This is a genomic window from Paeniglutamicibacter sp. (assembly GCF_046714615.1).
Taxonomy (GTDB): Bacteria; Actinomycetota; Actinomycetes; order Actinomycetales; family Micrococcaceae; genus Paeniglutamicibacter.
Genome location: NZ_JBKKAP010000123.1, coordinates 1 through 14,009 on the forward strand (window position 1 = coordinate 1; position 14,009 = coordinate 14,009).

The 14,009-nt window shown below is 66.3% G+C and carries 13 protein-coding genes, 1 pseudogene and 1 riboswitch; of the genes and pseudogenes, 2 read left to right on the forward strand and 12 right to left on the reverse strand.

Annotated elements, in window-relative coordinates:
• The 4 genes and pseudogenes from ACLQ7E_RS14590 to gcvP all read right to left on the reverse strand — a co-directional run.
• A pseudogene (locus ACLQ7E_RS14590) lies at positions 1-217 on the reverse strand (serine hydroxymethyltransferase); the annotation flags it as partial.
• Positions 214-594, reverse strand: a complete 381-nt coding sequence (gcvH, locus tag ACLQ7E_RS14595; RefSeq protein ID WP_411733301.1) for a glycine cleavage system protein GcvH — start codon at positions 592-594, stop codon at positions 214-216. The pseudogene ACLQ7E_RS14590 and the gene gcvH, both read right to left, overlap by 4 nt.
• A gap of 87 nt (positions 595-681) precedes the next feature.
• Positions 682-1,794 carry a glycine cleavage system aminomethyltransferase GcvT gene (gene gcvT / locus ACLQ7E_RS14600; RefSeq protein WP_411733302.1) on the reverse strand — a complete coding sequence of 371 codons (1,113 nt, stop codon included), beginning with the start codon at positions 1,792-1,794 and terminating at the stop codon, positions 682-684.
• 39 nt (positions 1,795-1,833) lie between these two features.
• Complete coding sequence (gene gcvP, locus ACLQ7E_RS14605) at positions 1,834-4,671, reverse strand: aminomethyl-transferring glycine dehydrogenase (RefSeq protein ID WP_411733303.1); 2,838 nt, start codon at positions 4,669-4,671, stop codon at positions 1,834-1,836.
• A 181-nt stretch (positions 4,672-4,852) separates the two neighbouring features.
• Positions 4,853-4,953: riboswitch (glycine riboswitch) on the reverse strand.
• A 314-nt stretch (positions 4,954-5,267) separates the two neighbouring features.
• Between gcvP and ACLQ7E_RS14610 the strand changes: the two genes are divergently transcribed.
• Positions 5,268-5,945 (forward strand): NADPH-dependent F420 reductase, encoded by a 678-nt coding sequence (locus tag ACLQ7E_RS14610; RefSeq protein WP_411733304.1) that lies wholly within the window; start codon positions 5,268-5,270, stop codon positions 5,943-5,945.
• 96 nt (positions 5,946-6,041) lie between these two features.
• Here ACLQ7E_RS14610 and ACLQ7E_RS14615 read toward each other — a convergent pair whose 3' ends face one another.
• Complete coding sequence (locus ACLQ7E_RS14615; protein ID WP_411733305.1) at positions 6,042-6,764, reverse strand: VIT family protein; 723 nt, start codon at positions 6,762-6,764, stop codon at positions 6,042-6,044.
• A 76-nt stretch (positions 6,765-6,840) separates the two neighbouring features.
• Positions 6,841-7,617, reverse strand: coding sequence for an SGNH/GDSL hydrolase family protein (locus tag ACLQ7E_RS14620; protein ID WP_411733306.1), 777 nt, complete (start codon positions 7,615-7,617; stop codon positions 6,841-6,843).
• Between the two features lie 121 nt (positions 7,618-7,738).
• Here ACLQ7E_RS14620 and ACLQ7E_RS14625 point away from each other — a divergent pair, with 121 nt between their 5' ends.
• Positions 7,739-8,071 carry a hypothetical protein gene (locus ACLQ7E_RS14625; protein WP_411733307.1) on the forward strand — a complete coding sequence of 111 codons (333 nt, stop codon included), beginning with the start codon at positions 7,739-7,741 and terminating at the stop codon, positions 8,069-8,071.
• On the opposite strand, the gene ACLQ7E_RS14630 is transcribed toward ACLQ7E_RS14625, so the two are convergent.
• From ACLQ7E_RS14630 to ACLQ7E_RS14655, 6 genes are all read right to left on the reverse strand, one after another.
• Complete coding sequence (locus tag ACLQ7E_RS14630) at positions 8,031-9,197, reverse strand: serine hydrolase domain-containing protein (RefSeq protein ID WP_411733308.1); 1,167 nt, start codon at positions 9,195-9,197, stop codon at positions 8,031-8,033. The two genes, ACLQ7E_RS14625 and ACLQ7E_RS14630, sit on opposite strands and share 41 nt — an antisense overlap.
• A 47-nt stretch (positions 9,198-9,244) precedes the next feature.
• Complete coding sequence (locus ACLQ7E_RS14635) at positions 9,245-10,318, reverse strand: RNase H family protein (protein WP_411733309.1); 1,074 nt, start codon at positions 10,316-10,318, stop codon at positions 9,245-9,247.
• Positions 10,319-10,321: 3 nt separating this feature from the next.
• Positions 10,322-10,558, reverse strand: coding sequence for a hypothetical protein (locus tag ACLQ7E_RS14640; protein ID WP_411733310.1), 237 nt, complete (start codon positions 10,556-10,558; stop codon positions 10,322-10,324).
• 78 nt (positions 10,559-10,636) lie between these two features.
• Complete coding sequence (locus ACLQ7E_RS14645; protein ID WP_411733311.1) at positions 10,637-12,187, reverse strand: SPFH domain-containing protein; 1,551 nt, start codon at positions 12,185-12,187, stop codon at positions 10,637-10,639.
• 2 nt (positions 12,188-12,189) lie between these two features.
• Positions 12,190-12,666, reverse strand: coding sequence for a hypothetical protein (locus tag ACLQ7E_RS14650; protein WP_411733312.1), 477 nt, complete (start codon positions 12,664-12,666; stop codon positions 12,190-12,192).
• 662 nt (positions 12,667-13,328) lie between these two features.
• Entirely contained in the window at positions 13,329-13,895 is a 567-nt protein-coding gene (locus tag ACLQ7E_RS14655; protein ID WP_411733313.1) for a GNAT family N-acetyltransferase, read from the reverse strand.
• Positions 13,896-14,009 lie beyond the last annotated feature (114 nt).

The following is a 14,009-nucleotide window of genomic DNA, read 5'->3' on the forward strand; positions in this document are numbered from 1 at the left end:
AGCGGCGTCCCGGGTAGCCCTCGGCGTACTTGTTGGTCAGCACCGAACCCTGCGCCTGCATCACCGCGAGGGCCGTGTGGTTCTCCGAGGCGATCATCTCCAGGCCGCGCTGCTGGCGGGCCAGCTCCGCGTCGATGCGCTCCGCGATCTCCGGATCCAGCGTCCCGATGTCCTGCGTCAGCGACGCAGGAGCAAGGGATTCGAACACTGCGGTCACGCTACGTCGCCGCCGTTTGCGGAGGCGTAGTCGGCTGCCGAGAGCAGCGGGCCCTCTTCGGTGACCTCGACGGTGAACAGCCAGCCGGCGCCGTACGGGTCTTCGTTCAGGATGGCCGGGTTGTCGATGGCCTCCTGGTTGACCTCGACGATGGTGCCGGTGACCGGGGCGTACAGGTCGGAGACCGACTTGGTCGACTCGACTTCGCCACAGGTCTCGCCTGCGGTGACGCTGTCGCCAACCTCGGGCAGGTCAACGTACACGACGTCGCCCAGTGCGTCTGCGGCAACTTGGGAGATTCCGACCTTGGTCGGGGTCGAGGCGTCGACCCATTCGTGCTCGGCCGAGTAACGAAGGGAGGCAAGAACCTTGCTCATGGGGGGTGTTTCCTCTCAAAGAATGTGGGTATTAAGTTAAGCCGGCTGTCGGTGGCGTAGGCGCTTTGCGCCCCGCCACCGACAACGTTACTTGGCTCGGGTGTAGAACGGCAGTGTGACGACTTCAAATGCCTCGGGCTTGCCACGCAGGTCAACATCGACCTTCGTGCCAACTTCGGCAAACTCCGGTGCCACGTACGCCATGGCCACCGGGTAGCCCAGGGTCGGCGAAGGCTGGCCGGAGGTGACGGCGCCGATCTGCACGCCGTCGACGGACACCGGGTAGCCGCCGCGGCCGGCGCGACGTCCCAGGCCCTTCAGGCCCACCAGGACCCGCTTGGCGCCTTCGGCCTTGATGGCCTCCAGTGCCTTGCGTCCCACGAAGTCCTCTTCCTTCTTGAAGGACACGATCGGGCCGAGGTTGGCCTCGAACGGGTTTCCCTCAAGGGAAAGCTCGTTGCCGTACAGCGGCATGCCGGCTTCCAGGCGCAGCGAGTCGCGGCAGGCCAGGCCAGCGGGGATCAGCCCGTGGTTGGTGCCAGCGGCCATCAATGCGTCCCAGAGTTCCGGGGCCAGCTCGTTGGGCACGTACAGCTCGAAGCCGTCCTCGCCGGTGTAGCCGGTGCGGGCCAGCAGCACGTCGATGCCCGCGACAGTCGTCTCGTCGGCGGCGTAGTAATTCATGTCCGACACCAGTGCCTTGGCGGATTCCTCGACCAATTCGTGCAGGATGGCAACCGCGTTCGGGCCCTGCACTGCGATCAGCGAGGTCTGCGCGGAGGCATCGGTGACGGTGACGTCGAAGCCCGCGGCGCGTTCGGCCAGTGCCGCGGCAACCACCGGGGCGTTGCCGGCGTTGGGCACGACGAGGAACTTTGCCTCGCCGCGGCGGTAGGTGATCAGGTCATCAATGATTCCGCCGGCTTCGTTGCAGATCACCGAGTACTTGGCCTTGCCGACCTTCATCACGGCCATGTTGCCGGCCAGCGCGGTGTTCAGGAAGGTTGCGGCGTCGGGTCCCTCGACCCAGACCTCGCCCATGTGGGAGAGGTCGAACAGGCCGGCGGTGGCGCGCACCGCCTTGTGCTCGGCTAATTCCGAACCGTACTTCAGCGGCATGTCCCAGCCGCCGAAGTCGGTGAAGGATGCGCCAAGTTCCGCATGCTTTGCATGCAGGGAGGTTTTCTTCGGGTCGCTCATCAAGCTACCTTTCGTGGGGCTCAAAAATGAGTGGCGGAATTAGTTTTCGAAGGCTTCGGGTGCCGGGCAGGAGCAGATCAGGTTGCGGTCTCCACCTGCGCCGTCGATGCGTCCCACGGCCGGGAAGTACTTGTCCATGCGCAGGGCGCGTACCGGGAAGGCTGCCTGCTCGACGGTGTACTTGCGGTCCCAGGCGCTGTTGACCACTGCTGCCACGGTGTGCGGGGCGTTGCGCAGCGGGGATTCCTCGATGGAGAAGTCACCGGCCAGCACCTGCTGCATCTCGGCGTGGATCGCGATCATGGCTTCGATGAAGCGCACGATCTCGCCCAGGTCCTCGGACTCGGTCGGCTCCACCATCAGGGTGCCGGCGACCGGGAAGGACAGGGTCGGAGCGTGGAAACCGTAGTCGATCAGGCGCTTGGCAACGTCCTCGGCGGTGACGCCGGTCTTGTTGGTCAGCTCGCGCAGGTCCAGGATGCACTCGTGCGCAACCAGGCCCTTGTTGCCGGTGAACAGGATCGGGAAGTACTCGTTGAGGCGCGAAGCGATGTAGTTCGCCGAAAGGATCGCGGTCTTGGTGGCGTCGGTCAGGCCGTCGCCGCCCATCATTGCGATGTAGGCCCAGGAGATCGGCAGCACGCCGGCGGAGCCGAACATGGTGGCGACCACCGGGATGCCGTCGCGCATCGAGTAGCTGCCCGAGGCGTCGCCCGGCAGGAACGGGATCAGGTGCTCGGCAACGCCGATCGGGCCCACGCCCGGTCCGCCGCCGCCGTGCGGGATGCAGAAGGTCTTGTGCAGGTTCAGGTGCGAGACGTCGCCGCCGAACTTGCCCGGCTGGGCGAGGCCGACCAGGGCGTTCATGTTGGCGCCGTCGATGTAGACCTGGCCGCCGGCTGCGTGGATCTTTTCGCAGACCTCGCGCACGTCGGCGTCGTAGACACCGTGCGTGGAGGGGTAGGTGATCATGATGGCTGCAAGGGTGTCCTTGTTGGCCTCGATCTTCGCGTCCAGGTCGGCCGCGTCGATGGAACCGTCGGCAGCCGTCTTGACCACGACGACCTTCATGCCTGCAAGCACTGCGGACGCGGCGTTGGTGCCGTGTGCGGAGGCCGGGATCAGGCAGACGGTGCGCGCGTCATCGCCGTTGGAGAGGTGGAATCCGCGGATGGCCAGCAGGCCCGCGTACTCGCCCTGCGAACCTGCATTGGGCTGGATGGAGACGCCCGCGTAGCCGGTGATGGTGGTCAGGCGGCCTTCGAGGTCGGTGATCAGTTCGCGCCAGCCCTCGGTCTGGTGGGCCGGGGCGTACGGGTGGATGGAGGCGAATTCAGGCCAGGAAATGGATTCCATTTCGGCGGTGGAGTTCAGCTTCATGGTGCATGAGCCCAGCGGGATCATGGTGCGGTCCAGCGACAGGTCGCGGTCCGAGAGGCGGCGCAGGTAGCGCAGCATCTGGGTCTCGGACTTGATGGTGTTGAAGATCGGGTGGGTCAGGTAGTCGCTGGTGCGCTGCACGGCGGCGGGCAGTTCGAAGCCCTCGGCCGTGAAGGACTCGCCGGCGATGCCGAAGACGCCGGCGATCGCAGCCACGTGGGCCGAGGTCGTGGCCTCGTCGGTGGAGATGCCCACGGTGGTCGAGTTGACCAGGCGCAGGTTGATGCCGGCTTCCTCGGCCTTGGCGACGATGGCAGCGGCATTCTCGACGGTCACCTGGACGGTGTCGAAGAACGAGTCGGCGGCCAGTGCCAGGCCGGCGCCGGAAAGCGCGGTGGCCAGGGTGCGGGCGTGGTTGTGGGCACGCTGGGCGATGCGCTTCAGTCCGGCCGGGCCGTGGTAGACGGCGTACATCGAGGCGGTGATGGCCAGCAGCGCCTGGGCGGTGCAGATGTTCGAGGTGGCCTTCTCGCGGCGGATGTGCTGCTCGCGGGTCTGCAGTGCCAGGCGGTAGGCAGGGGTTCCGGCGTCGTCCTTGGACACGCCGACCAGGCGGCCGGGCAGCGAACGCTCCAGGCCGCTGCGCACGGCCAGGTAGGCTGCGTGCGGGCCGCCGAAGAACAGCGGCACGCCGAAGCGCTGGGTGTTGCCAACTGCGATGTCCGCGCCCTGGTCACCCGGGGCCACGATCATGGTCAGGGCCAGGATGTCGGCGGCGATGGTGATCATTGCGCCGCGTTCCTTGGCGGCGGCAATGATGGCGGCGTGGTCAACCACGGCGCCGTTGTTGCCCGGCTGCTGCAGCACGATGCCGGAGATATCACCCTCAGGCAGGCCAGCGGACAGGTCGGCGATTTCGACCTCGAAGCCCAGTGCCTCGGCGCGACCCTGCACCACGGCAATGGTCTGCGGGAAGAGGTTGGAGTCAAGCACGGTCTTGGCGGTGGCCTTGGCCTTGTTGGCACGGCGCATCAGCAGCACGGACTCGGCGACGGCGGAGGCCTCGTCGAGCATCGAGGCGTTGGCGATCGGCAGGGCGGTCAGGTCCATGACCATGGTCTGGAAGTTCAGCAGCGCCTCGAGGCGGCCCTGGGAGATCTCGGGCTGGTACGGCGTGTACGCGGTGTACCAGGCCGGATCCTCGAGCACGTTGCGCAGGATCACCGGCGGGGTGTAGGTGTCGGAGAAACCCTGACCGATCATCTGGGTCTTCATCACGTTCTTGTTCGCCAGCACGCGCAGGTCGGCCAGAACCTCGGCCTCGGTGCGCGCAGCGGGAAGGTCAAGCGGTTCGGACTGGCGGATGTCGGCCGGAACGGCCGTGTCGACGAGTTCGTCGATGGAGGAATAACCAAGCTGGGCAAGCATGGTGTCAATGTCGCTGCCCTGGGGGCCAATGTGGCGGGCGACGAACTCAGCGGACGGGGTCACGGTCATGGGGAACTCCATTGGGTCATCGGCGTGCGGGCACACCGAACGAGCTGCAAGTTCCTCCCCGACCCTGTTGCTTTGACCTGAGAGTTTCCGCGACGCACCAACCCTTTGGAGGGACGGGGCATGCTTGCACCTTCGGTGAGCAGCACCACCGAACGGTGATGTTGCTACTTTCCAGAGTTGCCTCTTCGCGGCGGTACGGGGGCCTGAGAGTTTCCCGGGGAGGAATTGCTCCTACGGCGCCCGACCAACTTACGTTGAACGGGACTCTCCCGCCGCATGTCAGTGGCTATGCCCCCTACGAGGCACGCCCCCCATCCTACCGGCGATGCGTGAGGCAGACAACACGGCCCCGCCCGGGACAGACGAAGCCGTCTTTTTCGCGTCATGTGCCATGCCGGAGGGCTGGACTTGCACCCCGAGCCCATCCATTCAGTTCTTCTCGCCGGGCCGGGAACCGCATATTCGACCCGCGATCCCCTCGCAGACGGCCGCATTCGGAAAGAATTTCAACCCATCCCCAAGAAACACTTGACACTTCAACCAAACAGGGGCTAACGTATTACTTGAAGCTTCAACCAACAGGATTTGAGGATCAGATGAAGAACTTCCTCGCTCGACTCTTCGGAAAGAAGAACACCATGCACATCGACATCACCATCATCGGCACCGGCAACATGGGCCGTGCACTGGCCACCCGCACGATCGCCGCCGGCAAGAGCCTGCAGGTCCTGGCCCGCACGACCGAGACCGCAGCCACGTTCGCTGCCGAATTCGGTGCGGGAGTCGCCAGCGGCAACACCGCCGAGGCCCCTTCCGGACGCATCGTCGTGTTGGCCCTGCCTTTCGACGCCGCCAAGGAATACGTCGCCGCCCAGGGTCAGGCCCTGGACTCGAAGATCCTGATCGACATCACCAACCCGGTGGACTTCGCAACCTTTGACTCGCTGACCACCGCTGCAGGCAGCTCGGCCGCCGAGGAAATCTCCTCACTGACCTCCGCCACCGTCGTGAAGGCCTTCAACACCACCTTCGCCGGACCGCTCACCTCCGGCACCGCCGACAGCGCCCCGCTGGATGTCTTCGTCGCCGGCGATGATTCCGCCCGCGGCGAGGTCGCTGCGTTCGTCACCGCCGCCGGCATGCGCCCGTTGGAAGTCGGCGGACTGCACCACGCCCGCGAGCTCGAGGGCTTCCAGCTGCTGGTCATGGCCATGCAGGTCAACCCCGCACTGCCCGACTTCAACTGGGGCACCGCGCTGAAGGTCGTGGGCTGAACAGCCCCGCACTGAATAACTCCCGATAGTTGAAAGGCGGAACTGCCACCGGCAGTTCCGCCTTTCGCGTCTTGCAGCAGGCTCCGTTGCACCTGGCTAGATGATTCCCGAAACCCCCAGCCACGAACCAATGGCGAAGGTGACGGCGAGCGCCGCCGCTCCGCCGATCAGCACCCGCAGCGTCGGGCGCAGCACCGGGGCACCGCCCAGCCGCGCGCCCATCGCCCCGGTCACCGCCAGGGCCAACAACACCGCCGCAAAAGTCACCGGGATCCGCAGCCCCACGGGCAGGAACACGGCAGTGGCAAAGGGCAACGCGGCACCCACCGTGAAGGAGATGGCCGAGGCAATGGCGGCATTCCACGGATTGAGCACCTCATCCTCGTCGAGTTGCAGCTCGGCATCGAGGTGCGCCTTGAGCACATCATGTTCGGTCAGCTCCAGGGCAACCTGCTGCGCCGTTGCGGGACTCAATCCCTTGGCCTCGTAGAGCCCGGCCAGTTCCGCCAGTTCCTCCTCGGGCATCTCAACCAGTTCCCGGCGCTCCTTTTCAATGAGCGCCTTTTGCGAGTCCGCCGAGCTGGACACCGAGACATACTCCCCCAGCGCCATGGAAATGGCGCCGCCGATCGCCGCTGCGGCACCGGCCACCACCACCGGCCCCGTGGCGGTCGTGGCACCGGCAACACCGACCACCACGGCCGCCACCGAGACGATCCCGTCGTTGGCGCCGAGCACCCCTGCCCGCAGCCAATTCAACCTTTCGGCCAGGCCCTGGTCGTGCGGTTCGCCCTCGTGCTGTGTCTCCTGATGGTCCATGGACACCAGCAAAGCACCCGGCCCCACCCATTGGCTAGCGGCCCGCGGGTTTCCGCGTCCGGGCAACGCCTTGGTCCTACGACGCGGCAGCCGCCGCCAGCGACACGTAGCCGGGGTAGCGGGGGCTGAGCGCGTCGCCCGAAGAGGTCCCGGCGAGCCGGCGCTTGACCCACGGGACCAGGTGTTCCCTAGCCCAGGCGGCATCCTCGCGCAGCCTTTCAGCGCGCGACTTGGGGTGCAGTGCCGGCAGCCCGGGAACCTCGATGTGTGCCTCGTGTTCCAGGACGCCGAGCACCTTCCGGGCCATCAGGGTGTGCCCGGCGGTGTTCATGTGCAAGCGGTCGGTGGCCCAATAGCGCCCGTCGCGGAATTCGCGCCAGCGCCAATAGTCGGCAATCACGGCGCCGCGGTCGTCCGCGATCTCGCGCACCGTTTCGTTGTAGATCGCGGTGCGGCCGCGGGTCTTCCCGAAGATGGCCGAGCCGTTTGAGTCAAAGCCGGTGAAGAGCACCACGGCCGCGCCGGTGGCCGACAACTGCGCCACGGCATCCCGATACCTGAGCATCAGGGAGTCGATGTCCACGGCCGGGCGCAGGATGTCGTTACCACCCATGTACAAGGTGACAAGCGTGGGCTTCAGCGCCAGGGCGGCAGGCAGCTGCTCGGCGACGACCTGACCGACCTTCTTGCCGCGGATGGCCAGGTTCGCGTATCCCCACTCCGGGTCTGCGCAGAGCTGTTCCGCCACGCGGTCGGCCCAACCTCGCACCTGGTGGGGCCGGCGCGGATCCACATCCCCCATGCCCTCGGTGAAGGAGTCGCCCAGTGCCACAAATCGTTTCGAAAATTCCACGGCTCCAGCCTAGCGGCCGCCACGGACCAGGTTTGATTTGCGGCATGCCTCCGCGCGCTTCATGGGTTCCGCTGGGCCCGGACACAGCGGAACCCCAGCCGTGGCGGGCAGGCTGGAAGACATGAAGACCAAACAGCCCCGCACCGCACACCACTGCCCCGACGGGCGGCGGGCAGTTCGCCGGGGCGCCGAACCGCCCCGCTTCGCCGAGCCCGCGCGCGCTGCCGGGCTGACGGAAAACTGCCATCCGGCAACGGAATCATACGACGTCAAGGTGCGGTTTCGCTTCGTGGCCACCCGCCAGTCGGCCGATCCGGCTCAGCTCCCGTGGCTCGAAGAGATGAGCGACAGCCAACACGTCAACGGGACGTTTTCCGGGATCATCCAGGCCACAAAACCCAACCGGCCGGCCCTCACGACCCGGCGAGCAGCACCTGGCGCGCCAGCACGCTGAGTTGCCCGCCGCGCGAACCGGTGCCGTTGGCCTCGGCGCGCGCCGGGACATAGCCCAGCGACAGCCCGTAGGCCGGATCGGCATAACCCAGCGAGGCGTTGGCACCGTCGTGGCCAAAGGCCCGGGCGGAGCCGAAGTCGTTGTCCGGATGCGCCTTCATGAAGCCGATGGCGAAGGCGCCGGGATTCCCGTTGGCCCGGGACAGCCCGTACACCTGGTCCTGGCTCACCGCGGCAATGGTATCGGCGGTGAGGAACGGGGCGTGCTCGTCGCCGGCATCGTCCACGAATCCGGTGACGGCGGCCGCGTACAGCTTGGCCAGGCCGCGGGCATTGGCCACCCCGCCCAGGGCGGCCAGGCCTGCCTCGCGGATGGAGCGCTCGTTCGGCACATCGATGATGTCGAAGCTCTGTCCCTTGGGTCCGTCAAAGCCTCCGGTGGAGTTCAGTGCCAGCCCATAGGTGGAGAACGGGTCGATGAACGGCGCCGGCTCGAAGGTGCTGCCCTTGAGCACCGGGCGGAAACGCGGCTCCAGGGCCTCGGGCAGACCCAGATAGAAGTCGATGTCGTGCGGGGCGCGGATCCGGCGCTCGAAGATTTCCTGCAGGGGCTCCTGCGCACAGCGGCGGGCGAGTTCCTCCATGAACACGCCCATGGTCAGCGCGTGGTACGCGTGGATTCCGGTCGATTTCCACAGCGGTGCCGCCGCCGCCACGATGCTTGCCGCCAGCCGGGAGTCAATCAGTTCCTCTTGGGTGAACCCGCCCTCGACGCCCGGCAGTCCGGCCTGGTGGCTGAGCAGCTGGGCCACGGTGATGCCCGACTTGCCCGCCGCGGCGAACTCGGGCCAGTACACCGCGACGGGCGCGTCAAGGTCCAGCAGGCCCTGCTGCACCAGCAACGCCATGACCAGGGCGCCGGCGCCCTTGGAGCAGGAGAACACCCCGGTCATCGACTCGGGCGTGCAATTCTCCCCCACGCTGGCATCCAGGACCAGGTTGCCTCCCTGGTAGATGGCCAGCTGCGCCGAATAGTCCGGGTCAGCGGTGGCGAAGGAGCCCAGCAGGTCCGCCACCGGGGCGAAGCGCTGGTCTATGACGTTGATCGTGTTCGTCTGCGTAGTCACCCGCACCACATTACCCATCCGGAGGCCGACGCGCGCGGGAGGTGCTCTCAGCTGGCCGGTGTTTCCTGCCGGTAGCGCAGCAACCAGCGGTCATCGACCTGCTGCCAGAAGGACGAGCAGAGGATCACCTGGTCCCCGGCCAGCAGCCGGTACGCCAGTTGCACCTTGTTCTGGCCCCACGGCGTGGCGGCGAGCACCTGCAGCGCGCCCCCGGCCGGCAACGCATGGCCGCCGGTGAGCGCGGCGATGATGGTGGAGCGGTCGGTGAGCGAACCGTCCCGGCTGATTTCCTGGAACTCCGGGTGCAGGAACGCCATGACCTCGTCCAGGTCCCCGCGCACCGCGGGCGAGAGCAGCTCGCTTTCCAGCTCGAAGACCATTTGCACGGCGGCGGCGCTGCTCTCCGAGGGATCGGTGGCGCGCGGGGCGGAGGGTTCCGGGGCAGGGGCCGCGGGCGCGGATTCCCCGGGTTCCGGCGTCGTTGCCGGTGCCGGGATTGCGTCCGGTGCCGGGATTGCGGCCGGTGCCGGGATTGCGGCCGGTGCCGGGATCATCTCGGGCGACGCGGCGGCGTCCAGGTCCTCGAAGACCAGCGAATCGAAGCCGTCGGGTTCCGGGACCTCGTGGTTGGCGGCACGTTCCCCGGCGCTCGGCGCACCCTCAAGCCCGGGGCCCGCATCGGGTTCCTTGCCTGCCTGGTAGGCGGTCGCCGCGTCGCGCGCCCGCACGTCGGCGGCCTCGTTGAGTTCGTGGCCGGCATGTCCCTTGACCCACTCGAACGTGTACTTGCGCCCCTTGATGGCGGCGTCGATGTCCTTGAGCAGATCCAGGTTCAGCACCGGCTTGCCGTCGGACTTCTTCCAGCCCTTCTTCTTCCACCCCGGCATCCACTTGGTCACGGAGTTGATCACGTATTGCGAGTCGCACAGGATGTGCAGGTCCTCGTCTGGCAGGTGCGCCGTGGAGCGGAAAAGGTCCAGCACCGCCATAAGCTCGCCCATGTTGTTGGTGCCGTGGGCCCAGCCGCCTGCGCGCCAGTGCTCATCGTCGATGTACCAGGCCCATCCTGCGGGTCCTGGGTTTCCGAGTGCTGATCCGTCTGCGGCTGCGGTGATCGTCATATTTCAATCCTGCCACGGCCCCACCGACAGGTTCACATCGGTGCCGGTTCCGCGGGCGGCCGCCATGGCCTTGTCCGCCGCGACGGCGCGGCCCAGGGTGCGATCGGGCTCAGCGGCGGGTCCGGGGCCCAGGACCGGGACGTCGGTCTTTCCCGTGTCTGAATGTTCACGCCGCGCTCCGATTGCCGGTGTGTACAGCGACCCTGGATGCACGGGTGATTTGGTTTCGGCACCGGACATCCACCGCGGCCGTCCCCGCGGCTGCCCGGCCCAAAGCGAAGCACCCCGCCGGCAGGGCGCTTCACCTTGAGGGGGGGGTTAGTTCCGCTCGGCTACGGAATCATCCGATGCCACGGCCGTTGCGGGAGCCCGAGTTGCCTCAGTGATTCCGAGGAGGCCGGAGAGCATTCCTGCGACGTCGATCTCGGTGCTGCCCTTGATCATGGCAAGTCCCTCGGTGACGATGCGGTTGGCCTGCTTGACGGCATCCGACGCGCCGTCCGAACTGATCACCGTGTAGTTGTCGATGCCGGCCACGGCATCCGAGCTGGCCTTGACGATATCCGGCAGGGCGCTGATCGCCAGGAACGCCAGTGAAGCCTGGGTATGCCCGGTCAGGGCCACTGCCTTCGCATCCTCAGCCCTGGCGGTTGCCTCGCCAATGGCAGCGATCGAGGCGCCCTCCGCCTCGCCACGCACGCGCACGGAGTCGGCTTCAGCCTTGGCCTTCAGCTCGATGGCCAAGGCCGCGCCCTGGGCCTGGAACACCTCGGCGTTCTTGGAGGCTTCGGCCTCAACTGTCTTGGCCGCGGCACGTGCTTCCGCGTCGGCGATGGACGCCTTCTTTGAGCCTTCGGCCTCAATGGCCTTGGAGTTGGCGCGCGCGGTAGCGCTGAACACGTCGGCATCGCGCTTGGCTTCCGCGTCGGTGCGCATCTTGTAGGCCTGGGCATCGGCTGGCTTGTGCACCTCGATATCCAGTCGTTCCTGCTCCACCAGGGCCTGCTCCGTCAGGGCCTTGCGCTCCAGCTCGGCGACGGTCACGTCCTGCTCCGCCTTGGCGATCCCCTTCGCGGCGTCAGCGATGGCTTCGGCGCGGTCCTGCTCGGCCTTGAACTCGGACTTCTTGATCGCCAGGTCGCGCATCAGGGCTGCGGTGGCACCCTCCTGTTCAATGCGAGCGGCTTCCGACTCCTGGAAGGCCTTGGAGGTGGCCACACGGGCTTCACGCTTGGCCCGTTCCAGGCCCGGCTTGCCAACCTCTTCGAGGTAATCGATGGTGGTTGGCATGTTGTCCGGGCCGATCACCGTGCGCGAGGGGGTGCTGACCGAGGAGATGTTGAAGGCGTCGATCTGGATTCCCTGTTCGGCGAACTGGGTGACAGCCGATTCCAGGGACTGGTCCTGGAATTCCTTGCGGTTGTTGTTGGCGTCCTCCACCGACATGGCCGAAACGATGCCACGCAGCACGCCCTCGGCCGACTTGGTCACCGAGGCGTTCAGGTCTTCCTTGGAGTGCGTGAGGAAGCGCTGGACGGCCTTGCTCATTCCCTCCACCGAGTCGTCGAACTTGAAGTTCAGGCTGGCGGTCACCGAGGTGGTGATGAAGTTCTTGTCGACGCCTTCCACGGCAAGCTCCACCTGGCGCTGTTCGAGGGACATGACGTATTTCTGGTGGATGATCGGCAGGAAGAGCACAATGCCTTTCGTGAAGATCTGGACCTGCCCCTTGGCACCCTTGCCGGCGCGGATGACGGCCTGGTTGGGGGCGACAGTGACCAGGCGCGTGGTGGCATACCAGACGAGGGCCACGAGTACGGCGAGGATTGCGACTACGGCAACGACGGTTCCATTTACGGCAAAATCCATGGTTAAGCTCCGTTCAGTTCAGAGGTGGATGCGACCCTGATGCGGTCTCCAACAATAGCCACGACGGCAATTGGAGTGCCCTTCTCGATAGGGCTGCTTGAAAATACGAGGCGCTGATTGATTTCATCGGGGTGGTTCAGCTGGACTTTCCCGACGATGTCGTTGATGTCTGTGGTGGCGACGCCAAGCAGTCCGATGATCTCGTGCGGCTGTGCGTCAGAGATACGTGCCATCTTTCGGGCAAGAAGCGCTACGCCGACGATGCCGATCACTCCCAGAAGGGCTCCCGCGAGGTAGGCCAGAAAGAGTGGACCGTCGTTGAGCAACACAATCGCACCCGCGGCGCCGAAAAGCGTGGCTGCCGCACCGACGGCTGTGGCGGAGATGATTCCGTCGAAGAAATCGACAAGCTCTCCCAGGGTCATGGACACGATGAGAAGCAGGAGGCCAATGCCTCCGATCACTGCGAATGCGAGCATGTAGATTCTTTCGTGGGTTGATTGCCGGGCCGAATGACGCAGCATGATTCAAGTATTCGGCGCTGGCTGGGCCCGTTTCATCGGGAGCTTCCCACGTTGCGGGTGCCTGACGATGCACAGGTTTTGATACCCGCTCGGACTCTCCCAATTGCCTCACCTGACATAAAGTCTATCGGTTGGTCGTAAAAACGCGAGGTCGGCGACGAAACAAGCGGGTCGGTCAGTTGGCGGCCCACCGAGTGGGTCGTCGAGGGCTGGCCCAAAGCACCGGCACACCACAGAAAAGCCGGGCAACACTCGCTTTCACGGCGTTCGTGGCGATCACGAGTTCAATCCCGCGCGGTACGCGCCGCCGCGGAACACGACTTCGCGGGGCTTGCCTGCTGCCCGTACGGAGATCGAGCGCACGATCGGCACCATGGCGCCGACGGGTATTGACGTTCGGTTGATACCCGGCTCGGGCCGTAGTCGACGTCGATGGCCGGTGCGTGGAGATCCCGGAGCCAGGGAGAGCGTGAGTTGGCGCCGCCCCGGTACCCGAGGGAACCCGGCACCTGACGCGGGACACCGGCACCACGACTGGCGTCGTTGAGTCCTGGCCGTCGACCTCGATTTCAAGGCTCACGCAGTCCGCCGGGCCGGCCTGTCGTCGCTATCGGCGGTCAGGCCTCGCGGGCCGACGTCGAGGCCGCGTCCCCGTCCGGAAGGCAGCTCGCGAACACCACCGAATCCCGGGCCTCCCCATCAATGCGCTTGTGCCCCCGCAGGTAATCGATCTGCTGCATGCCGATCTTTTCCAGCACCCGCACCGAGGCGAGGTTCTCCGGCCTGCAGCTGGCCACCACCCGAGTGATCCCCAACCCATTCCGGGCCAGCTCCAGCATGGCGGCCGCGGTTTCCGCCGCATAGCCGTATCCCCAGGCATCCGCACGCAAGACGTAGCCGATCTCGGCCTCGCCCGTTCCCCGGACCAGGTCGGAGTCGGCGAGCATCAGGGCTATCGAGCCGATCACGATCGAATGGCGCATCACCGCCAGGGTCACGGTCACCCGCGGCTGCGCCCATCTCTCGTCCCTGCACTGGCGCAGGAACGCGGCCGTCTCTTCGATGGTGTTCGGGCCCCATTCGACAAAGGCGCACACCGTCGGATCCGCGGCGTAGGCATGGACCGCGTCCAAGTCCTCGGCGGTGAATTCCCGCAGGACCAGTCGCTTTGTGGCAATCTCCATGACTGCCATCCTTCCACGGCGCTCCCGATGTCCGTTGCCGTTCCCGCGCCGCCTCGTCCCGCGTGCCGGACGCGGCGTGTTCGGCCCCGCACAACCGCGATGGCGGGCTTAGGC

Bases quoted from the DNA above. Each gene is read 5' to 3' on its own strand.
- ACLQ7E_RS14645 (WP_411733311.1), bottom strand. From the start codon at position 12,187: ATGGATTTTGCCGTAAATGGAACCGTCGTTGCCGTAGTCGCAATCCTC.
- ACLQ7E_RS14610 (WP_411733304.1), top strand. From the start codon at position 5,268: ATGAAGAACTTCCTCGCTCGACTCTTCGGAAAGAAGAACACCATGCAC.
- gcvT (WP_411733302.1), bottom strand. From the start codon at position 1,794: ATGAGCGACCCGAAGAAAACCTCCCTGCATGCAAAGCATGCGGAACTT.
- ACLQ7E_RS14655 (WP_411733313.1), bottom strand. From the start codon at position 13,895: ATGGAGATTGCCACAAAGCGACTGGTCCTGCGGGAATTCACCGCCGAG.
- ACLQ7E_RS14650 (WP_411733312.1), bottom strand. From the start codon at position 12,666: ATGCTCGCATTCGCAGTGATCGGAGGCATTGGCCTCCTGCTTCTCATC.
- ACLQ7E_RS14625 (WP_411733307.1), top strand. From the start codon at position 7,739: ATGAAGACCAAACAGCCCCGCACCGCACACCACTGCCCCGACGGGCGG.
- ACLQ7E_RS14615 (WP_411733305.1), bottom strand. From the start codon at position 6,764: ATGGACCATCAGGAGACACAGCACGAGGGCGAACCGCACGACCAGGGC.
- gcvP (WP_411733303.1), bottom strand. From the start codon at position 4,671: ATGACCGTGACCCCGTCCGCTGAGTTCGTCGCCCGCCACATTGGCCCC.
- ACLQ7E_RS14640 (WP_411733310.1), bottom strand. From the start codon at position 10,558: ATGTCCGGTGCCGAAACCAAATCACCCGTGCATCCAGGGTCGCTGTAC.
- ACLQ7E_RS14635 (WP_411733309.1), bottom strand. From the start codon at position 10,318: ATGACGATCACCGCAGCCGCAGACGGATCAGCACTCGGAAACCCAGGA.
- gcvH (WP_411733301.1), bottom strand. From the start codon at position 594: ATGAGCAAGGTTCTTGCCTCCCTTCGTTACTCGGCCGAGCACGAATGG.